Source organism: Psychrobacillus sp. L3 (assembly GCF_042945595.1).
Classification (GTDB): Bacteria; Bacillota; Bacilli; order Bacillales_A; family Planococcaceae; genus Psychrobacillus.
The window spans coordinates 2,782,888-2,803,725 of sequence record NZ_CP168493.1; the positions used below are offsets into that span (position 1 = coordinate 2,782,888).

18 protein-coding genes, 1 pseudogene and 1 riboswitch are annotated in these 20,838 nt (G+C 35.1%); of the genes and pseudogenes, 4 read left to right on the forward strand and 15 right to left on the reverse strand.

Annotated elements, in window-relative coordinates; translation table 11 throughout:
• The first annotated feature begins 9 nt into the window (after nucleotides 1-9).
• Nucleotides 10-1,167 (forward strand): M20 metallopeptidase family protein, encoded by a 1,158-nt coding sequence (locus ACEPXD_RS13780; protein WP_391116794.1) that lies wholly within the window; start codon nucleotides 10-12, stop codon nucleotides 1,165-1,167.
• Between the two features lie 161 nt (nucleotides 1,168-1,328).
• Here ACEPXD_RS13780 and ACEPXD_RS13785 read toward each other — a convergent pair whose 3' ends face one another.
• The 5 genes from ACEPXD_RS13785 to sstT form a co-directional block, all read right to left on the reverse strand.
• Nucleotides 1,329-2,978, reverse strand: a complete 1,650-nt coding sequence (locus ACEPXD_RS13785) for a pyridoxal phosphate-dependent decarboxylase family protein (protein WP_391116796.1) — start codon at nucleotides 2,976-2,978, stop codon at nucleotides 1,329-1,331.
• 240 nt (nucleotides 2,979-3,218) lie between these two features.
• A complete protein-coding gene (locus tag ACEPXD_RS13790; protein WP_391116798.1) occupies nucleotides 3,219-4,349 on the reverse strand; it encodes a methyl-accepting chemotaxis protein in 1,131 nt (376 codons plus the stop codon).
• A gap of 39 nt (nucleotides 4,350-4,388) precedes the next feature.
• Nucleotides 4,389-5,099 (reverse strand): hypothetical protein, encoded by a 711-nt coding sequence (locus tag ACEPXD_RS13795; protein ID WP_391116799.1) that lies wholly within the window; start codon nucleotides 5,097-5,099, stop codon nucleotides 4,389-4,391.
• Between the two features lie 57 nt (nucleotides 5,100-5,156).
• Nucleotides 5,157-5,525 (reverse strand): hypothetical protein, encoded by a 369-nt coding sequence (locus ACEPXD_RS13800; RefSeq protein ID WP_391116801.1) that lies wholly within the window; start codon nucleotides 5,523-5,525, stop codon nucleotides 5,157-5,159.
• Between the two features lie 129 nt (nucleotides 5,526-5,654).
• Nucleotides 5,655-5,742, reverse strand: a riboswitch (cyclic di-GMP riboswitch).
• Nucleotides 5,743-6,058: 316 nt separating this feature from the next.
• The gene (gene sstT, locus ACEPXD_RS13805; protein ID WP_391123247.1) at nucleotides 6,059-7,291 is read right to left on the reverse strand and encodes a serine/threonine transporter SstT; all 1,233 of its coding nucleotides are present in this window, start codon (nucleotides 7,289-7,291) and stop codon (nucleotides 6,059-6,061) included.
• 523 nt (nucleotides 7,292-7,814) lie between these two features.
• On the opposite strand from sstT, the gene ACEPXD_RS13810 reads away from it, so the two are divergent.
• Complete coding sequence (locus ACEPXD_RS13810; RefSeq protein ID WP_391116803.1) at nucleotides 7,815-8,663, forward strand: YitT family protein; 849 nt, start codon at nucleotides 7,815-7,817, stop codon at nucleotides 8,661-8,663.
• Nucleotides 8,664-9,156: 493 nt separating this feature from the next.
• On the opposite strand, the gene ACEPXD_RS13815 is transcribed toward ACEPXD_RS13810, so the two are convergent.
• The 6 genes and pseudogenes from ACEPXD_RS13815 to ACEPXD_RS13840 all read right to left on the reverse strand — a co-directional run bounded on the left by ACEPXD_RS13815 (nucleotide 9,157) and on the right by ACEPXD_RS13840 (nucleotide 15,043).
• Nucleotides 9,157-9,759, reverse strand: coding sequence for an NADPH-dependent FMN reductase (locus tag ACEPXD_RS13815; RefSeq protein WP_391116805.1), 603 nt, complete (start codon nucleotides 9,757-9,759; stop codon nucleotides 9,157-9,159).
• Nucleotide 9,760: 1 nt separating this feature from the next.
• Complete coding sequence (locus tag ACEPXD_RS13820) at nucleotides 9,761-10,177, reverse strand: DoxX family protein (RefSeq protein WP_391116807.1); 417 nt, start codon at nucleotides 10,175-10,177, stop codon at nucleotides 9,761-9,763.
• A 698-nt stretch (nucleotides 10,178-10,875) separates the two neighbouring features.
• A pseudogene (locus tag ACEPXD_RS13825) lies at nucleotides 10,876-10,965 on the reverse strand (3-alpha-hydroxysteroid dehydrogenase); the annotation flags it as partial.
• A gap of 193 nt (nucleotides 10,966-11,158) precedes the next feature.
• Nucleotides 11,159-12,361 (reverse strand): DUF2812 domain-containing protein, encoded by a 1,203-nt coding sequence (locus ACEPXD_RS13830; RefSeq protein WP_391116809.1) that lies wholly within the window; start codon nucleotides 12,359-12,361, stop codon nucleotides 11,159-11,161.
• Nucleotides 12,348-12,668 carry a PadR family transcriptional regulator gene (locus ACEPXD_RS13835; protein ID WP_391116811.1) on the reverse strand — a complete coding sequence of 107 codons (321 nt, stop codon included), beginning with the start codon at nucleotides 12,666-12,668 and terminating at the stop codon, nucleotides 12,348-12,350. The genes ACEPXD_RS13830 and ACEPXD_RS13835 overlap by 14 nt, the downstream gene beginning before the upstream one ends.
• A gap of 281 nt (nucleotides 12,669-12,949) precedes the next feature.
• On the reverse strand, nucleotides 12,950-15,043 hold the full coding sequence (locus tag ACEPXD_RS13840) for a HelD family protein (protein ID WP_391116813.1): 2,094 nt from the start codon (nucleotides 15,041-15,043) through the stop codon (nucleotides 12,950-12,952).
• A gap of 673 nt (nucleotides 15,044-15,716) precedes the next feature.
• On the opposite strand from ACEPXD_RS13840, the gene ACEPXD_RS13845 reads away from it, so the two are divergent.
• Nucleotides 15,717-15,857 (forward strand): hypothetical protein, encoded by a 141-nt coding sequence (locus ACEPXD_RS13845; protein ID WP_391116815.1) that lies wholly within the window; start codon nucleotides 15,717-15,719, stop codon nucleotides 15,855-15,857.
• A gap of 91 nt (nucleotides 15,858-15,948) precedes the next feature.
• Here the strand turns inward: ACEPXD_RS13845 and ACEPXD_RS13850 are convergent, their stop codons facing one another.
• The 4 genes from ACEPXD_RS13850 to ACEPXD_RS13865 all read right to left on the reverse strand — a co-directional run bounded on the left by ACEPXD_RS13850 (nucleotide 15,949) and on the right by ACEPXD_RS13865 (nucleotide 19,567).
• Nucleotides 15,949-16,098, reverse strand: coding sequence for a hypothetical protein (locus ACEPXD_RS13850; RefSeq protein WP_391116816.1), 150 nt, complete (start codon nucleotides 16,096-16,098; stop codon nucleotides 15,949-15,951).
• A 478-nt stretch (nucleotides 16,099-16,576) separates the two neighbouring features.
• Complete coding sequence (locus ACEPXD_RS13855; protein ID WP_391116818.1) at nucleotides 16,577-18,529, reverse strand: LTA synthase family protein; 1,953 nt, start codon at nucleotides 18,527-18,529, stop codon at nucleotides 16,577-16,579.
• Between the two features lie 304 nt (nucleotides 18,530-18,833).
• Nucleotides 18,834-18,956 (reverse strand): hypothetical protein, encoded by a 123-nt coding sequence (locus ACEPXD_RS13860; protein WP_391116820.1) that lies wholly within the window; start codon nucleotides 18,954-18,956, stop codon nucleotides 18,834-18,836.
• Between the two features lie 77 nt (nucleotides 18,957-19,033).
• Nucleotides 19,034-19,567 carry a DUF3267 domain-containing protein gene (locus ACEPXD_RS13865; protein WP_391116822.1) on the reverse strand — a complete coding sequence of 178 codons (534 nt, stop codon included), beginning with the start codon at nucleotides 19,565-19,567 and terminating at the stop codon, nucleotides 19,034-19,036.
• A gap of 298 nt (nucleotides 19,568-19,865) precedes the next feature.
• On the opposite strand from ACEPXD_RS13865, the gene ACEPXD_RS13870 reads away from it, so the two are divergent.
• Nucleotides 19,866-20,675 (forward strand): helix-turn-helix domain-containing protein, encoded by an 810-nt coding sequence (locus ACEPXD_RS13870; RefSeq protein ID WP_391116824.1) that lies wholly within the window; start codon nucleotides 19,866-19,868, stop codon nucleotides 20,673-20,675.
• The last annotated feature ends 163 nt before the right edge of the window (nucleotides 20,676-20,838 follow it).

A 20,838-nucleotide genomic window follows, 5' to 3' on the forward strand; every position in this document is an offset into this window, starting at 1 on the left:
GGTATTATTATGAATAAAACAAAACTAGTAGATTCAGACTTAATCGCTTGGACAATTGAGCAACGCAGACATTTTCATATGTACCCTGAGCTGTCAGGTCAAGAGTATGAAACAGCTGCCTATGTAAAAGGGAAATTAGATGAATTTGGTATCCCAATTAATCCTAAATTTTCTGCTCCAAATATTGTGGCGTATTTTAAAGGCACTGAAGGGAAAAAGACGATTGCACTTCGAGCGGATATGGATGCACTTCCTCTGAATGAAGAAGGAGATAAGTCTTATATTTCAACGGTTCCTGGCGTTATGCATGGCTGTGGTCATGACGGACACACGGCAACTTTACTCGCAGTCGCGAAATGGATGAGTACGAACCCGCATTTAGTAAAAAATAATATCGTTTTAATCTTCCAAAGTTCTGAAGAAGCATCACCGAGCGGGGCGAAGCAGCTTGTCGAAGAAGGCGTTTTAGAAGGAGTCGATGTCATTTACGGCATTCATTATATGTCCAATATGCCGCTCGGGAAAATTGGTTTTGCGACTGGTCCTGCAATGGCATCTAGCGATGACTTTGACATTGTTATTGAAGGAAAAGGTGGACACGGGGGTAGTCCACACGAAACAGTAGACCCTATCTACATCGCAACTCATTTGATACAGGCATTCCAATCGATTATTAGTAGAAATTTAAATCCTTTATATGCAGGTGTCATTTCATTTGGAGGCATGCAGGCTGGAAATTCATACAATGTCATTCCAGATAAAGTACATTTACAGGGTACAATTCGAGCTTTAACGTATGAAGGCGCTGAGTTGATGAATACAAAAACTGCTCAACTGACGAAATCTATTTGTGAAAGCTTTGGCGCAACTGGCCATTATCATTTCATCGAAGGCACGCCTCCAGTATACAATCATCCAGAAGCATGTGAAGTTGCAAAAGAAATCATCCAAAAGACGTTTGGTGATGAGGTGTTTTTACCATTTGATCCAGTACTCGGAGCGGAAGATTATGCGTACTACTTAAAAGAAAAAGTAGGTGCCTTTATTAACGTAGGGATGCAAAGTGAAAATAGCCAGTATCCTCACCATCATCCGAAATTTGATATTGATGAGGCAGCCATACCAGCTGGAATTGAACTAATGATTCATTTAGCTTTATATGCTTAACAATACAAAAGGCGATTTATCCACATTACGTGAGATAAATCGCCTTTTTGGCTCTAACTAAGAGGTTGGGGTGATCTTATTTTGTTCCCTGTGTTAGAAACAAACGTGAAAATCACATTTGTATCTAACACAAAGATGATATTTATTTCATTATGCGGCGGTTAGGATCCTATTAATACGTTCTCATTACTTCTCGTTTTCAGAAAAAATTCTAAGTGTTCTTTTAGAAATCCAACATAACGGTCGACTTCTTCTATTGTTGTGTATGGCGAGATTGCAAAAAATTTATGCGCATATACGGATATCCGCTTGTTTGAGTTTGCTGCTTTCACGAGACACTGCTTTTTGGTATTTCCAAAGAAGACGGTATCACGTTCGATACCAATTACCTCAGCAAACTCGTCATTAAATTGATTAATTTCCGTCATTTCTTCTACGGTTAAACTTCCGTTCAATTCATCATTCCATTTTTTCTTTTCAGGATAAAAACGGAATGTTGTAATCGGCGAAACCTCATTCGTGATCACCACATTCGAAACTTCTTTTATTAACGTTTCTCTAAATGCAATATTGACACGAATATAGTTAGCTAAAAGCTCTTGATAGCCTTCGATTCCAAATGCTAATAAAGACGCATAAATCGCCAAAGCACTTCCCATTCGCGAACATTCGAGCGTGTAACCTGTATGATAGCTACCATAACCTCGATTCCCAACATACGGCGTTTCCGCTGCATCTAAATCAACATACTTAAGATACTCTCTGTTTTTGATTAAAAATAAACTAGTAATATATGGCGTTTGTCCAAGCTTATGAAAGTCAAAGACCATACTATCTGCAAGCTTGATATGTTTAAACTTTTGTTGATAGGATTTCAATACTTCATTAACGTTTTCTTCAAATCGCAAAGGATTACTTTTAAAGTCGTAATTATTAAAGAATGTATACATGCCACCCATAGCAGAGTCTGCATGGATATAGATTGGATATATGTAATGTGTGCGTTCCAATTCTTCCGCTATCCGCTTAATTCCCTCAATATCATCAACCCCAAATGTATCAGTAGTTCCCATTGAGGCAAGAACATAAAGAGGAACGCCGCCATTTGCTATAACATGCTCCATTTTTTCTTTTAAATCTTCTAGATTCATAGAATGATCAGCATTAGCTTTCACGCGAATCATGTTTTCTACGCCAATCCCAGTTGCTTCTACAGATTTATACAGACTGTAGTGTGAGAGCTCTGAACAGAAGCAATAAAGATTTTGCGGTACACCATTTCGATTAGAGGATGGCGCGTAACGAGCAATGGCAAGACGTAAAGAGTTAAAGACAGCCCCTTGTCCTCCCCAAGTTGTATATCCTGCACTGATGTTTTCATCGTATCCGATAAGTTTGGATAACATACTAGTTACTTCGATTTCTGCTGTAGCCGCTGCTGGGCCTTCCACATCCCAAAGGTTGTTCCCATTGACTAGCACCATTACTAAATTTCCGATAATACTGGCAATATTCGGAAGTGGCGCTGCATTGGCTACATAATTTCGATTGACGTATCGGTGTCCTTCTACCAATTTTAGAAGATCCTGAATCACTTCCTCCATCGGCACACCCGTTTTCGGAACACCTGCCTTTTGAATGACACGATTATAATAATCCTCCGTGTACTCGGGCATTTCTCCTAGAGTTAGTTTGTTAGGATCCTTTAATTCATCTATTTTCGTTAATATTGTCCTAAAGTAGGACAATATTTCCTCTCTTTGAAAGTCATTCCCGTCCATACTAGGAAATAATTTTTGTACTTCTTTCATTGTTTTACCTCCTTGATGTTTTTACTAGAAGTAGTTTTATTTTTTAAAAATCAGAAAAAAACCGGATAGCACTGCTACAGTTTTTCCCACATAAAAAGATGCTTCCCACAAGTTGGATCAACCTATAAGAAGCACTCTCATATTTATCAGTCAGCATGGTGAATATCTTTATACTGCTACACTGACCTTATTTTAAGCATCTTGACCCACTTTAGCATCCGCAGTTTCAAAACCATGATTTCATGTAAGTGGTAATTTATTTACATCATTTTTTAACTCTACAAGACTCTTTGCTTCCTGAACAAGTTTTTGCATTGTATTTAGCTCATCATCACTAATTTCTATTAATTCCTCAAACATTTCAACAGATTCTCGAGAGATAGAAGCTATCTCAACAATTGTTGCCATTATCTGTTGAGAAGAAGAAGATAATTCTTCTGTACTTGCAGAAGAATGTTCATTATTTTCAGCAATGATCTTTGTAGTAGATAGGATTTTTTCGAACATGGTTCCAACCTCTACAATAGTCGTATTTGTATCTTTAAATTCTTCTGTTCCCTGCTGCATTGAGTTGACAACTATGTCAGTGTCTTCTTGTATATTCTTAACAATATTTGATACTTCAATAGAAGACTGGCGTGATTGTTCGGCCAACTTTCGAACCTCATCCGCAACAACCGCAAATCCTTTACCATGTTCACCCGCACGGGCAGCTTCTATTGCCGCATTCAGTGCCAATAAATTAATTTGTTCTGCAATCCCTGAAATCACTTTTACAATAGTTCCGATTTCGTGAGATTTTTCTCCGAGTTTATTTATTGCATCGAATGTTGTATTTACCGTTTGATTAAACTGCTCCATTTTTCCTAAGGAATCCTTTAGCTTCTCGTTTCCTTCTTGCGTCAATTCTAATGTAGTAATCGATTGTTCTGAAATTTGATTTGATCTCACTGATAATTCTTCGATAGCCTGTGACATTTCTTCCATAGATTCGGCACTTTCTTCTGTAGCTACTAATTGTTTCTGTAATCCTCTACCTACCTCATCAATTGCCGCTCTAACTATATCTGCTTTCTCAGATGCATAATCACCGATTTCAGCGAGATTTTCTCCTTTTTCATTTACATTTTTTGAAAATGAAATGAACTTTTCCCTTACACTGCTAAAAAACTCAATAAGTTGATTAAATACAGCATGATCAGTACTTCTTTCATCGACTATGCTTGTGATATTACCCGCTGATATTTCTTTCATTCCATTTATTATTTCTTTATGAATATGAGAACGATGTTTTAGTGAAAAATATCGGTACGCAAAATACACCGATACCACCATTAAGATAACAATTATTCCTAGCATAATAGCTTCCATTATAAATAAATCCCCTAACTCCTAATATTTATGAATATTTTAAAGCTCTTTTATAAGGATATATGTTCCATCCGCTACATTTGTAGGAATACCAATCAGCTTACTATTATCCTGATATTTATGAACAATATAATTTCCTTCTAAATCTTTATATTTTTTCATATTATGATATTTTTCCATTACACGTATTGACTTCGGGTTTGTTGCTTCTCCTAAAACAGCCTTCACCCCTTGTGTTGATGCCTTTGTTATCAATGTATTTCCTAATTGCTGAATAATTTCGTGACGGTCATGTTCAGCTATTACTCCTAACATAAACAGGTGTAATAACTCTCCATCTTTTATTTCTTTTCCGTTTCGTTTTTTATAATCTTCCATGAAACGTTTATCCACATCCTCCAGAACACGAAGAATTACATTCATATCATAAAAAGAACCTTCAAATATATCTTCTCCGATAATCTCTGGTGCATTTGTATCTCCAGCAAGCACACCAACAACATGATTATTAATATTCTGAGCCACTGCGCAGTATCCTTGCTCTATTGTAGAGTCTAAATAATCCTTGGTAAACGCATAGAAATCTTCATAACCTATATTTAATTGACCTACCATCGGTTCCTGAACCCATTTCCCTGAAACATCCATTCCGATGAATGAACGAGCTAGACACTCAGCTGCTTTTTGAATTAAATCTGTTTGTTCCTTCGTTATAATTTCATAAGTATACAATTCTTGTGTTGTTTGCACTTATTGATCTTCCTTTCAAATTATAAAATAAAAATTCCCTTTCTATTGGGCCTAACATCACATAGAATGATTTACTTTATCGATAAATGTACCTGTGAACTTAATTCTTTCAAGTGCATTCCTAACTTGCACTTGAGCAATTTTAGAAGAAGGTTTTACTACAAGGATATCCTTAAATCCTAAGCTAGAATAAAATTGCATCGTTTGTTCCAACTGCGGTACAACCTTTGATGGTACTGGTGTTTGGTGCGTACCATCGACAACAAACGTATAGTTTTGTCTTGATACTTTATTAATCGTATCCTGTAAATCTATCATGTAACCTTCTACATCTTCCTCTTTCATTAATCCGTGCACCTGTACATGAACTTCCTTCGCAACCTCATCAATTGCCATTTTATACTTCTTTTTATCTACGACTATCATCCTTTGATCTCCTTTTTCGTTATAGTCTGCTTTACTTCATCGTTGACATTTATCCATTCTTTTCGTAAGAGTGCAATAAATAAAAGCTATCCCAGATATAGATAGGATAGCCAAATAATCGTAATTATTCTTGGCAACCCGACTATCGTTATCCAAGAAGGATTTTAGACTCGTAGCTTTGCGTCCTTACCTTTCGATAAGTTTGCCTTTTTCAGTTTTAGAAAAAAATAGTACTAATATCATGCTTATATATTACTATCACATTATATATTACTTGTCATTTTTTGTCGAACTAAATTGTCATTATTTTAGAAACAAACATGAAAAATAAAACATTCACGTTTTTTTGAATTAACGCGAATGTTTCTTGTGTAGGGAAAGTATTTATTTTCACTACCAAAAAGCCACGATCACCGAGTCTTCTTCGGTAATCGTGGCTTTTAAACCTTTATAGATAGCATTCAATCAGATGAATACCTTTATGCTTGGGGAAACCATAAAATTCTATATTCTTTCTTCTAATATCGTAGATCCTAAGAATTCATAGTAACTACTTTAGCTTCTTTACGTTCTTTAGCGTGCTCTGCTGTAGCTGTGAACAGTACATCAGAGGATGAATTCAGTGCAGTTTCACAAGAGTCTTGAACAACACCGATGATAAAACCAACACCAACAACTTGCATAGCAATATCATTTGGAACTCCAAATAAATTACATGCTAGTGGGATAAGTAAAAGTGATCCGCCTGCAACACCTGATGCACCTGCTGCAGAGATAGCTGCTACAACACAAAGCATAAGTGCAGTGACAAAATCAACTTGAATGCCAAGCGTATTTACTGTTGCAAGAGTTAGCACAGCAATGGTAACGGCTGCACCAGCCATATTAATAGTAGCACCTAGAGGGATTGACACTGCATAAGTATCCTCATCTAAGCCAAGTTTTTCACATAATTTCATATTTACCGGAATATTTGCAGCTGAACTACGTGTAAAGAATGCTGTAATACCACTTTCTCTTAAAACCATTAAAACAAGTGGATAAGGATTTTTTCGCGTATAGATAAATACGATTAACGGATTTACTACAAGCGCGATAAACAACATACACCCTACTAAAATTAAGATTAATCTACCATAATCGAGTAAAGCAGAAAGACCACTTGTTACAATTGCATCAAAAACAAGTCCCATAATTCCAAGGGGCGCTAAATTAATCACCCATTGTACTATTTTAGTAATTGCATCCGAAAAATTTCCTAACATGTCTTTCGTATTTTGATTCGCATTTTTTAGTGCTAGACCAAGAACTACTGCCCACATTAATATACCTAGATAATTAGCATTTGCTATTGCAGCAATTGGATTGGAAACTAAGTTAAATAGTAATGTTTCAATAACTTGAGCAATGCCTTCTGGTGGAGATAGATCTGCTGCTCCTGTCGTTAGTGTTAGTGTAATTGGGAACAAAAAACTTGCAACTACTGCGACAGCCCCTGCAAGGAATGTACCAATTGCATAGAGACCAAGAATCGATTTCATATTCGTTTTCTTACCACTTTTATGTACGGCAATCGCATGCATCACTATGAATAATACTAATATTGGCGCAACTGCCTTTAATGCACCGACAAATAAAGAACCAAAAATGGAGATCCAACTTGCGCCATCAGGAATGGTTACAGCTAAGATAACACCGACAATAATACCGATAACAATCCTTTTAACCAGGCTCACTCGATTCCATTTACCTAATAATTTTTTCATCATACTATCCCCCAAAATTTTCTTAAAACTCCCATGATAAAAAATGCACAATCACTTTTCCTCATAAAAATAATATATACTTATTTTAACATTAAGTAGACTGATATTTTATTTTAACACAAATTTTTAGAATTTTGCATTGTTATTTTTTGTTAGGCAAAATTTTGGAATTTCTTAAATTTGTTCCCTAAGTTAGAAACAAACATGAAAATCACAACATTCACGTTTGTTCGAATTAACATGAATCTTTCTGAAATAGGGACATGATTTTAACTGCTCAATTTAGATAATTCACGAGTTTGGTTTTCAGTATGTAATTTTCATAGATTTTCCAAGCTGCATTCCCATTCCTAAAATCATTCTATTCTGAAAGGTATTTATCACTTTGGAGTTTAATGTATAAGAAAATGATCGTAGATACAACATAGATGAATGGATGCAGAAGTTTTAGTCAAATATTAAAGCCTCATAAATAATTGAATAAACACAGTCATTCACCATTCTTTTAAAGGAGTGCATACTTATGTCAACTACCGAAAAAAAAAGCACATCCATTGTTATAGATTTGCTTTCAATAATTATTGGTACAGTGGTTTCTGCTGTTGCACTTAATATGTTGATTATTCCCGCAGGATTACTATCTGGTGGTTTAACTGGGATTGCTCAATTTATTCATCATTTTTTCCCGATTAATGTTGGCGTATTTTATTTTGTATTAAATATCCCATTAATGGTGCTTGCCTATAAATTATTAGGGACAAAGTTTAGTATTTTTACGATGATTGCCATCATTTTATTATCTGGTTTTATATATCTTTTCCCCGTTCAACAATTATGGACGGATAATACAATCCTCGCTGCAATTTTTGGCGGTACACTTAATGGAATTGGGTGCGGAATTGTTTTAAGAAGAGGTGGCTCGCAAGGTGGGCTTGATATTCTGTCTAGGGTCATTACGAAATACTACAATGTATCTATAGGAAAAGCCAGTTTAGTTGTAAATGTACTAATTGTCATCGTTTCTGGTTTTATTTTTGGTGGTGAAATCGCCTTATTTACGATTATTTCAATGTTTGCAACGATGAAAACATATGAAATCATTTTAAGTCACGTCAATCGTGTATCTGTCTTAATCATTACTAATAGCGGCGAAGAAGTCAGTCACGAAATCAATGTGAAGTTACAACGCGGAACAACGATGTGGGATGCAACTGGTGGATATACCCATGATCAAAAAACGGTCTTATTTTGTGTGACAGTTGTAGGGGAATTGGCAAACTTGAAAAAAATTGTGAGACAAATCGATTCACACGCCTTCGTTAGCGTCATTTCAACTCAAAACGTTATTGGACGATTTCATCAAATATGGTGAAATGTATATAGAAAACTGCCTGTACATTTATTCCATTTGTCAGAAACAAACATGAAAATTACAACATTCATGTTAATTCGGATGTTAACATAAATATCCAATGGAGGGGGCAGGAGTCATCATACCATTTTACGAAAATCAACCTTTCCCTATAATTACTTTTGAAGAAATAACATTTCGTAGATACTGAATCTAGACAAAATCAAACAAACTACTTTTTATAATATGGCATTCCCTTTATACATAAGATACAAGCGACTGAACATACCCTAATTAGGTGAAGTATTTTTATGGTGGGAAGTGTCGGATCTAGTAGTAAAATATAAGAATAATTGGATTCCAACAAAATCACTTGAAGAAATGTCAGGGACAAATTACGATGTCCTCATTATCTACTTGATAGCGTTTTGCTCAAAACTTATTAATATTAATCACAAAATGTACATGCACTCATGTACATTTTGTGATTTGTAGAGATTTCCATAATTCGGAATTATTTACGCACTGTATTTAATGCTGTTGTCCAAGGGATGACTTGATCTAACATTTGGTTTACTGAATCTGCTTGTACAGCAGCTGGTTTGAAGTCTGTACCATTTTCAAAGTCTGTAAATAATGATAATGCCGGATGTACACGAACGTGCGCTACAAGTAATTCACTTAAGATTCCACGTAAATGTTCTGTTGCACGAGCTCCTCCTACAGAACCGTATGATACGATACCTGCTGCTTTGTTGTTCCACTCTTCACGTAGGTAATCTAATGCATTTTTAAGTGCTCCTGTGATAGAGTGATTATATTCTTGAACGATGAATACGAATCCGTCTTGTTTAGAAATGATTTCTGACCATGCTGCTGCACCGGATGCATCCCCGCCTGCTTCGCCTAAAAGCGGTAATTTGTATTCTGCGATATCGATAATCGTGTAGTTTGCATCTCCACGTTTATCTGCTAATTCTTTTACCCATGCCCCTACTTGTGGACTAACTCGTCCTTCTCTTGTACTTCCTAAAACAATACCAATTTTCATCATGTCATTTCCTCCTGTTTGCTCTTCATTTGTATTTAATCCAAATATTTTTTTTATAAAGCTCATATTAATACCTCAAATCATTATCTTTTTTTGGTGACAGTTTTTCATCAAGTGATAAATTAATCGGGTTAGCTAAGGTGAAGTAAACACCGATTGCTAAGAAGACTAATTCTAATTCGTATCCAGCTGATACACCATCGCCTAATAATCCTAACGATAGTTTCGCTGAGAAGATTGCTCCTAGCATTATTACCGCAAATAGGCCGCCGATTACACGTGTTCCTAGTCCAACTATTAATAATAACCCACCAACTAATTCAATAATTGCAATTGCGTATGCTAGAAAGCTTGGTATACCAAGCGAATCAAAATATCCAACTGTATTTGAAATACCTCCTTGGAATTTTGCTATGCCATGCATTAAGAACGTGAATCCAAACACGACACGTAAAATAAGTGTTGCCAATTGTTGCTTTTTCATAAATACCCTCCAAATCCAATTACTTTACGTAACCTACTATAATATAGTTACTAGATAAACGCAATACATTTGCTTACAAAAAGTAATTGAATAGAATAAATAATGATTTCCTGTATTTATTAATAGAAAATCATCCAGTAACAAAGCAATAGAACTGCATAAAAAATCGAGAAAAAGAACAAGTATCTGGATGAATAACCTGTTCAGTTGATCGGTACAAAATACTCAATTAACAGCAGAAATATCTACACAAGTAACACAACATTATGGTAAAACTAGCATTGTTTTAGCAGTGCTTTTTTTACGTCCATTTAATTTTCCTTACAATTTCAGGAAGTCAAATAGTAATCTGGAAAGATATAGATGTAGCAAAAAAGATTGTGAAATTGTTCACTTAAATTATCGGGGTAGTTGTGCGGCCGAGCCTAGGTCGTATCATATAGCGGGTGGGATTCCCGTCGCGAAAGAATTAGCCATTCGCTCGTAGCGAGTCTTGGAGGGCTAATGGTAACATTAGCCTTTAAGTGTAGAAATCTAGGCGGAGGGCCGAACAAGTGGATGAGCAAGATGCTTCCATATAAGTAAAAAGGAAATAAGACTAGATTAAAAACAGGCTAGAAACATTATTATCACCTTAAAACAAAACTCGTATTTTTATCAAAAGTTTGATAAAAATACGAGTTTTCTATTTGTCGCGCTTACATTGCTGTTAGTCCACCCTCGATCACGAACTCAGAGCCTGTTGAGTAGCATGATTCATCCGAAGCTAAATAAAGAACAAGGTTAGATCTAGTAATACCAAAAGATCACCGATTAACGGGGTATTACCAGCACACCACTCGCAATAAGAGAACAACAAGATAAAACAAATAAGCTATTTAATATTAATTCATCAAACAAGTATTTAGTAATTCTTTTAAATCGATGTTTCTTCCTTACTGGTAAATTTCTTTTTATCCAATAACAAATAGAATTCAAGTATTACTCCGTAATCAACTTAATCTTATCTACTAGGTTTTCTATTACTGAATTTATATCCGCATAACCATAATAACGAACATATATGACAGCTTTTCCTTTCGAAGCAAATACTTCTTTAATTTCATCGTTCTCATGAACTATCAAAAGATCGAGGTCTGCATGCTTTGTCTCAACAAAATCAGCATCGCTATATTCATAATTAAATCTTTTTATTAAATCAGCAATTAGATTATCTGCTAAAGCTGGTACACTTAACTGATAAAGCCTTGTATGAATACTTGGGGAATATTCGCCACTCCCGTCGCCCCACATTTTTCCGGGAACAACCCCGTTTTCATTTGATTCATATTGGATTGGTGCTAACAGACTCCAATTATACGTATACCGGTTGCCCCAATCAACATCGTCAATCATATAAGGTTCTCCCCGAACCAAAGCAGGATTCTGCTCTACATCTGCTAATCTGACAATCGGTAAGTGAAGTTTTGCTTCTGGTAATGTTTGTGTATCATTTTTTATAAGTTGTCCGAATGGAACGATGGCACTCAATCCAGCAACGATTGTAAATAGGAATGCGAGAACTGAATTTAATCGATAGTGCTTCTTCCATGGGGCATGATGATTAATCGGTTTTCCCTCAATCAGATCTTTACGTAAAGCACGGATGGATATGGCTGCTTGCAGTGAAATATAGGCCAGATATACAATTAGAATAGATAAAATCGTTTGTTGAACAGCTAACCCATCAACTAAAACAAAGGTTGGTGTTCCATCAAGAAACCAAATTGCAGCCTCCATGCCAATGATTAAAAGTAATGCGACAACAACCATAACAGCATTAAAGACTAATTTTTTGCCCAGTGCTTTAAATGTAAAAGATTGCTCGGCTGGGTCTGTATGTAGCTCTGGTGCATCACGTTCAACAGGTGATGAATATACTTGAAAATATTGATAGCCTGTCACATAATCCCATCCACTATCCTCATACATCTCGATCTGTTCTGGTGTAATCTTCTTTTTTATTGTTACATCTATTCTGTACCTCATTTTTTTCGGTTCACCTTTAACAAAATGAGCAAAACGTAACCCCATCTTTTTCAGATGGAATCCGTTTGCTGCCATGTCTTGAAACCAGCTTTCATGTTCACCGATTCTCCAATAATCACTTGGACGAAGTTTACGAACCGTCTTATCCATTCTCATCACCTATCTCTAAAATATTTCCATCTTGGATTAGGGATTTTAATCGACTATACTCTGTTCTTAATGCATGTTCACCTTCTGTTGTAATTTGATAGGTCTTTCTTCTACCATCATCTTCTGACAATGAAATAAGGCCATCTTTTTGCATCCGTGAGAGTACTCCGTAAAGTGTACCCGGCCCCATTTTTAATCTGCCATTCGAAACTTCTGTAATTGCATGCATCAGCTGATACCCGTGATTGGGATGCATTAATGCCAGTAGTACATAATACATTGCTTCAGTCATCGGTCCCCCATTATATGCCATTACTTACACTCCTTCTTTCGCATTTTAATATATTATGTCACACGGTATTATGCTTTACGTTATATCGTATAGCATAATAATACTTTATGAAATATCTTTTGTAAATATAAAATAAATATGAAACTTATTCCCTGTGTCAACATGATTATTTCTGACATATGGAAGTTAGTTCAAGCTTTTAAAAGTTACATTTCCCCCAAGAAGACCAACTACTCTCGCTAAATTAACGCAAAAAAGAGGACCCTCAAACATATCACTGAGTAATCCTCTTCAAACATCTATTAATTACTTTCGTAAAATTCTTTTGGTATTCCTTGAATTAATGGTGAAGCTTCACCAGAATAGAAAATACGTAACTCGTGGAGAGATCTAGTACAGCCTACATATAATAATTTGGCATCATACTTTGAATCTTTATAGTGACTTGCATCCACATCCATAAGTAACACTGCATCAAATTCCAACCCTTTAGCTAAATACACCGGTACGACAGAAATACCACCTTCGTATTTCCTTTGATTTGCTTCAATGACGTTCACATTAATCCCTGCTGTTAGTAACTTTTCATGTATTGAACGGCATTCAGCATCTGTTCTACCAATAATCGCAATCGTCTTGAGATTTTCTTTTTGTAAATCTTGTAGTACCTTAACGATTTCGGTAATTTGATCATCTGTAGCAATCACTTTCACTTTTTCACCGCTACGAAAAACTGGTGTTGCTAGACCTACTGGAACTTCGGCATGCTTAATGACCTCATTTGCAAATTCGATAATTTCCTTTGTAGAACGGTAACTTCTCGTCAGTTCATAATAACCCGTTTCTTGAAACACTTCTTTAAAGTCATTCCAGTCCTCTATACCTTGATAATTATAGATTGCCTGAGATAAATCACCTAAAATAGTAAAAGAATTACCTATTGTAATCTCTTTTAATATATAAATTTGAAACGGCGAAAAGTCTTGTGCTTCATCGATGACAACATGATGAAATTTTTGTTTACCTTCTATTCCCGTTAACTGATGATGAATATATAGGAGTGGTGCTAAATCTTCTACATTTACTTCTTTTTTTCGGCAATTCTTCTCTGTTTCTCGAACAAGCGCTTCAGGTAATAGTTCTATTATTTCTTTTCGATTCATCAAGGATGTATAAAATGATAAAGCACTCATTTTTGGCCAAAACTTCATATATGCATTTAATCTATTGTTAGCTTCTTTTTTCAATAGCTTTTTCTCATTGGTTCCTTCGAACTTTTTAAGTTCTATCTCTATCCAACGCTTGATTCGTGCAACTAATCGTTCCCTGCGCTTTGTTAATGGATAATGCTTATATTCCAATAACCACTTCTTCATTTCATTTACTGTTATTACAGCTTGATCCCACAGTTCTAAATTAGTTGATGGTACTAGTTTTTCTTCAAATTGAATGAGACTTCTTTCAATAAATGACTTAAACTTGATTGACCCCTTTAATTTATCGAGCATAACTTTATTATTATCACGATTAATTGAAAAAGCTTCATTCAACTTTTCTTCTGGATTTTTTAATTTCACCGCATTATCTAAGAGACGTAACGCCCAATCTGGAAAAGTAGTTTGTTTAATATTACCTACTCCCAGTTCAGGAAGTACACCAGAAATATAATCTAAAAACAAACTGTTAGGAGCGAAAATGATCATTCTATCTGCTTGTAGCTGTTCACGATATTCATAAATTAAAAAAGCAAGGCGATGTAAAGCGACAGTTGTTTTCCCACTCCCTGCAACCCCTTGGATCAATAATGGCATATTTTTCTCAGCTCGGATAATTTCATTTTGCTCAGATTGTATCGTTGAAACGATATCTTTTAATTTATTATCTTTATTTTCACCTAGTAGGTACAAGAGAAATTCGTCTGTCAGGGATACATCTTCACTTCCTTTTACATATGTATCAATAACTCGCTCTAGCTCTCTTTTACGAATGGCAATATTTCTTTTTAAATAGACTTCACCCTCTACCAATCCATCGGGCGATTGATAAAAAGCCAGTTCTTCACCACCATTGAAGGAATAAAACATACTCGCAACTGGTGCACGCCAATCAATAACTATTGGTTTCCTCGCTTCCTCATCAGAAACACCGACTTTCCCAATATATAATGGATTTGGCTCTAAATGGCCATCTTCCTTAAAATCTAACCGACCAAAGTATGGCTCTTGTGCACCAATTCGTAAGTTTTGCCGATTTAACTCCCTCATACTTTCAAGAATTTGCTCGCTATAGTTATCTCCATGATAAACTGGAATACTTTCTAGCTTGTGTATTCGCTCATCCAGTGTTGATAAAACTTCTTGCAATCTCTTTAATTCCGCTTCATATATAGTGCTCATTATGATACTACCTCCTAACCTTTCTAAAATTTCAGTCGAGTTACAATTGTATAAAATATGTATATACAAAGTCAACTTGTTTACATTGGTATAACAGAAAAATAAAAGAGAGTAATATAGACCATCTGTTTACTCTTTTGTCAAACAGAATTATTTTTTGTACCAATTTTATTTTATTAATTTTCACAGTTGTGATGACAGACATAGGGACATGGTTTTATTTCATAGCTTTACTAATGAGTATAAAATAATTTGTGTTAACGAATAAAACGACAATCAGCACCACCTGTTTATCTGGTGGTGCTGATTGCGAAATCCAATAATTTCATATTATGAATACGGTGGGAGTCGAACCCACCACGTCCAGAGGCTCTAACACTTAAGCATCTACGCTGCTAAACGTTGTTATATCAACGTTTTCTCTACTAGGGAGTATTACATATTTACGAACTTGGTTCAATGATCTTCTGTGGACTAGTATCTACCATATGGTTGCGTAATGAAAAGAGAATCATTTTTAGGATTCTCTACAAATATTATTTAAATACTATTCCCACTCAATCGTAGCTGGTGGCTTACTCGTAATATCATACAGTACGCTCGCCAACCATTGATATATAAGGGTTTTACGCTTTTTATCAAAACAGAAAAATCCGTTCAAATCATGTAATTCTTGTCCTCAATTGTAGCTGGTGAACCCCCTGTTTACAACGTTATTATTTTAAATAATGGCTATGTCGTTTCAATGTCAAAATCAATTAGTGAGGAATGGATATCTGATGACGAGTTTTTTGTCACCGAATCTGAAATTTAGGAGAATAATAAACTCTATCATCAATTGAAAAAAAGAACTTCGAATAAGAAAAACATAGGGAGATTTTAGTCTTCCTATGTTTTCATTCATATTATTTATCTGTTTGTTTTTGCTTTTTTTTCAAATACTCCGCACGTATTTTTTCAAGCTGCTGCTTTTTATCAAATTTGGCAGGCTTGTGTTTTTCATGATACTTTGCCACAGCTACCTGACCTTTGGTATCCAATGTATATTTCCCCACTTTGTTCACCTACTTTTCTTGTCTTTAAAGAGAATCTATTCAACAAATATAATATACCTTATTTTACTGAAGTAAACCTTTTTACTTTATTAGTGTACTGCCTAACCTTGCATATATCAGTAAAAACTTAGTAAAATAATTCATAGCCAAATGGTATTCATTATACTTATCTTTACGTCATCGCCACATTGATGTTCTTTTGACGCATCATCTTCTGTATTGCAAAAGTAGACATACCACTTAATGCGAGTCGATGGCAATACGTAAGCCTAAAAGTATGTGGGCTAACTCTTTCATTCTTAAAATCCATTTGATTCTGTAGGTTCTTAAACACCAACATTATGTATGTAACATGTACAAAGACAAAAAAGAACCCATTCTAATGAAAGAATGAATTCTTTAACTTCTTAGTTGCTTATACAAGAATAAATTGCTCGTTGTTGTTTCTTTCACATGTAATTTAAACTAATTTCAACCATTAGTTAGATTTTTCATTCGCATCTTTGTTGTAATTGAACTGAGAAGGATCAACTGGAGTATATCCTTCTGGCGTATTGAATCTTAATAAGTCACCATTCACGACTTTATCAGAAAGCTCCAATTTACGATCCACTTCTTCTTTGATAGTATCTGCTAACTTTAATTGACTATCATCTAGTGGTAAACCTGTTTTATTATCATAAAATTTTTCTTTAATTGAATCAATCGTAGGACTGACAAAATCACCATTTCTAAATGGAACAACTTCATTATGCTCTTCTGATAATAAATCTGAACCAAATTGAACAAACTGTTTCGTATCAATTCCTAATAAATGTAATAACGTTGGAAGAAGGTCTGTTTGGCCACCATAAGTATGGTTGGTTCCACCTTTCATCCCTGGAACATGTATGAATAATGGTACGCGTTGTAAATTAGCACTTTCATATGGTGTAATTTCTTTTCCCATGACTTGTCCCATCGCTTTATTATGATTATCCGATATTCCATAATGGTCACCATAAAGAACAATCATCGAATTATCATATAAGCCTAATTTTTTTAATTGATCGAAGGCCTGTTTGATTGCTTCATCTGTATAACGCGCTGTTTGGAAATAATCGTCAACACTTGCATCTCCAGTATTGTCTTTATCAATTGTTACTAGGTCTTGATTCATATCATATGGAAAGTGGTTTCCTACCGTAATAAATTTCGCATAAAAAGGTTGTGGTAACGCACTTAAAAGACTTTCAGATTGTTCATAGAATGGTTTATCTAACAAACCATATTCAGCCATGTCTTTTGAAGAACTCGTGTCATAATAACTAGCATCATAGAAGTGATCGAAACCAAATGATTTATAAATTTCATTTCGATTCCAGAAGCTTCCGTTATTACCGTGGAATACAGCTGATGAATAACCATAATCTTTTAAAATACTAGGAGCTGATTGGTACTTATTTTGTGCTTTTGTAATAAAAGCAGACCCTTGTGGTAACCCAAATATAGAATTTTCCAGCATAAATTCTGCATCGGACGTTTTACCTTGACCAGTTTGATGGAAGAAATTATCGAAATACATTGTATTCTTATCTTTTGTTAATGAATTTAAAAATGGTGTAACTTCTTCACCGTTTAATTTGTAGTTGATAAGAAAGTTTTGGAATGATTCTAAATGTAAATAGATGACGTTCATTCCTTTTGCTTTACCAAAATAGTTTGCATTAGGGTTGGCGTAGTTAGATTGTATATAGTTATTCACTTCTGTAATATCACTACTATCCGCCAAAGCTCTAAGTGATGATGCTTTCATAGTTTCTACTGAGTCATAAATCGAATAGTTATACATTCCTAGATATTTCACAATATAGTTTCTATCAAAACCCCGAGTTAATAGTTGCGGACGACTAATTTCAGCTAGTCCTAAATTTATGATTGATATTACTAATGCAAAAACAATAATTGCTATTCCTTTTTTATACCCAAAACGAGTTGTTTCTTTTTGTATTTTTCTTGAGAATCGTAGGTATAACATTACAAATACATCCACAAAGAACAAGATATCATAAGGTTTTATTAAAGTAAGAACACTTCCACCTAAATCTCCGAAGTTCTGCGTTTGGAAAATTGTAGGTAATGTTATAAAATCACTAAAAAATCGGTAATAAACAACATTGGCATATAAAAGAATAGACATAAGCGTGTAAACTATAACTAGTGATGTGTATTTTTTCTTTCCTCTAAATAAAAATGAAATTCCTAGAAATAGTAATGCTGAACCTAGTGGATTTAATATTAAAAGGAATTGTTGAAGAGGTCCTTCTACTCCTAGTTTAAATTGTGATGTTTGAGTAATATATGTTTTAATCCATAACATCAAAACAGCTAATAAATATATCCCAAAAAAGTTGTTTAAACGATTATCTTTTTTACTTAATAGATTTTTCATTTTCGCACCAACCTTTTACTTATTTGAATTCAAATCTTAATTTATAGTAATTTAAATTATTGACAGTAAACTTAATAAATGTTACTTTACTATAGCTTTTTTTCGCAACTAATGTAGAATACTCCCATTTTACACTTCCGTCAAGTTATTAAGATCAAATAACAAGACACTAAAAAAACGTCAAAGCCTTGTTGTATCAAGGCTTTGACGTTCATTGAAATCATATCACTCCATAAAATGGAAGCGATGTGTGACAGTGTATGTGTGAGAAACTTTCATGATAATTCAACCCGATCCTAACTTTTTATAACGGGAAATGTTGATTCACAATAACCACTAGCCATTCTTTCAGTTCCGATTCCGCTATCTCCATTAACGTTGCAGCAACAAGGATGGGCTCCCATTCTACAATCTCCTCTATTGCCAATCCACTCTTCTCTCAATAGATCCTTACATACGATTCCACGATTTGTTCCAAATCTTGTTCTATCACTAATCGAAATACTACTTCATTCTCCGATAGTACCCTCTACAAAATACAGATTGATTTGGTTTTAGTAAGATCAAAATTGAATTAACAATATCGGATGCAGAGATGATCAAATTGAACCAACTGATAAATAACAGGAGTACTTTCAAATCCCCCGATACAAAGGACGAAGTAATTGCCGGGATTATCGATAATCCGATAAATGGTAAGCTCATGAAGACCAAATATCTCTTTTTAGAAAGAATTGCATCTGTATGGATCCAAAAATAGATTCCTCTGAACGTTAAGCTCATGTCGCCTTTCTTGTGTATGACAAGCATATGAAGCGCTTCATGTATGACAAATACTAGAAGAATGATTAGCAGAAGGGGGAAGTTTGTCAATTGAGCTAGGCTTACCCCAAACCAAATTGGTGCTAGAAAAAAAGCAACCATTAATAAGTAAACAACCTTCATGAAATGCTTTCGAAACCATGCATGTTGAATGAAGGGTTTCCATTCTTCTACATCCATACGTATCTGGGGCAAATGTCGAAACCACACGATCATAACCGTTCCTGCCTTTCCTATAATCTACTCCTAACAATTATATGAACTTAGCTATTTTCATTTTTTTTACTCCACCTGCTTTGTGAAATGAAAAGCACCTAGCTCTATTCCTTTCCTTACAGTATCTATTTCGTTGTCATTTCCTCAAATCCTTTATTCCTGTTTTGGCAAAATAAAAGACGTCATTTCTTTCCTGTTTTATAATGTTTCTGACGCAAGGACACAATACAAAACTTTTGCATCCCTTGTCCACTTTTCTCCCACTCCATTCTATATAGAAGGTAAAGGGGGAATTTTAATGACTCACTACTTACAAAAATACGCTCGTTTCAATTCAATAGAAGAGATGGATGATGCTGCTGCAAAACATTGCGCATTCCATCGATACGAGCTAAACAAATCAGACTTACTTGTGCTCGATGTGATCCGAAGGTATTCGGTGAAATATGGGGCTGCCCATTTAAAACACGCAACGATTGAAACAGCTATCGGCAAGTCGAATGCGACTGTTCGTCGGGCGATTCGGAAGCTCGAACAGCTTTGCATTATTCAACGCCTTCACTATGTACGTCCTGTCATGAGCGGACTAGGTGCTAACATTTATATTATCTTACCTTTCGATGACCAGGGGAATATGAACAGTCGGGAGGATGCGGACAACCCGCATAACGACGAGGAAAATGAGCCGATTTCTGAGAATGAACCGTTATTTTTAAAATCTTCTATTAAAGATCTTACTAACACGTCTCCTATGGAATCGAAAAAGTTATCCACAAGTCTATTTAGCAGAATGAAAGAATTCCTTTCGAATACAATTGGCGAAACAAAAACAGCACGCAATTTTTTCGGCATCCATCTATCTTTATCAGGTGATATGTTGCGTTTTGATATTTACAAAGATGATGAAGAAGTTTTTGATGACCTTGCCTATCGCGCGCTAAAGATTGCAGTGATGGCAACAAAGCGAAAAAACATTCGTAACTTGCCCGGTTATTACAAAGGTGTGCTTCGCAAATTGATTGATGAGACATATTTTAAGGATATGTTTATGTATTTTGACGTCCCATTAGAAAACTTTTATTTTCCGGAAAATTACGAGCCATCATAAACTAAGGGTGACAGATTTGGACACCATTCACGCTCTCCAGTGAATTGTGGCCGCACTTGGCACCCGTGCAAAGCAACTAGATACAAACGTGAAAATCACAGCATTCACTTTTGTTCGAATTAACATGAATGTTTCTATCACGGGAAGTTATTTTAATCTTTAA

Excerpts from the sequence above, each read along its gene's own strand:
- ACEPXD_RS13810 (WP_391116803.1), top strand. The coding sequence starts at position 7,815 with ATGTCAACTACCGAAAAAAAAAGCACATCCATTGTTATAGATTTGCTT.
- ACEPXD_RS13780 (WP_391116794.1), top strand. The coding sequence starts at position 10 with ATGAATAAAACAAAACTAGTAGATTCAGACTTAATCGCTTGGACAATT.
- ACEPXD_RS13865 (WP_391116822.1), bottom strand. The coding sequence starts at position 19,567 with ATGATCGTGTGGTTTCGACATTTGCCCCAGATACGTATGGATGTAGAA.
- ACEPXD_RS13815 (WP_391116805.1), bottom strand. The coding sequence starts at position 9,759 with ATGAGCTTTATAAAAAAAATATTTGGATTAAATACAAATGAAGAGCAA.
- ACEPXD_RS13820 (WP_391116807.1), bottom strand. The coding sequence starts at position 10,177 with ATGAAAAAGCAACAATTGGCAACACTTATTTTACGTGTCGTGTTTGGA.
- ACEPXD_RS13800 (WP_391116801.1), bottom strand. The coding sequence starts at position 5,525 with ATGATAGTCGTAGATAAAAAGAAGTATAAAATGGCAATTGATGAGGTT.
- ACEPXD_RS13835 (WP_391116811.1), bottom strand. The coding sequence starts at position 12,668 with ATGGCATATAATGGGGGACCGATGACTGAAGCAATGTATTATGTACTA.
- ACEPXD_RS13790 (WP_391116798.1), bottom strand. The coding sequence starts at position 4,349 with ATGGAAGCTATTATGCTAGGAATAATTGTTATCTTAATGGTGGTATCG.
- ACEPXD_RS13830 (WP_391116809.1), bottom strand. The coding sequence starts at position 12,361 with ATGAGAATGGATAAGACGGTTCGTAAACTTCGTCCAAGTGATTATTGG.
- ACEPXD_RS13840 (WP_391116813.1), bottom strand. The coding sequence starts at position 15,043 with ATGAGCACTATATATGAAGCGGAATTAAAGAGATTGCAAGAAGTTTTA.
- ACEPXD_RS13855 (WP_391116818.1), bottom strand. The coding sequence starts at position 18,529 with ATGAAAAATCTATTAAGTAAAAAAGATAATCGTTTAAACAACTTTTTT.
- ACEPXD_RS13870 (WP_391116824.1), top strand. The coding sequence starts at position 19,866 with ATGACTCACTACTTACAAAAATACGCTCGTTTCAATTCAATAGAAGAG.
- sstT (WP_391123247.1), bottom strand. The coding sequence starts at position 7,291 with ATGAAAAAATTATTAGGTAAATGGAATCGAGTGAGCCTGGTTAAAAGG.
- ACEPXD_RS13785 (WP_391116796.1), bottom strand. The coding sequence starts at position 2,978 with ATGAAAGAAGTACAAAAATTATTTCCTAGTATGGACGGGAATGACTTT.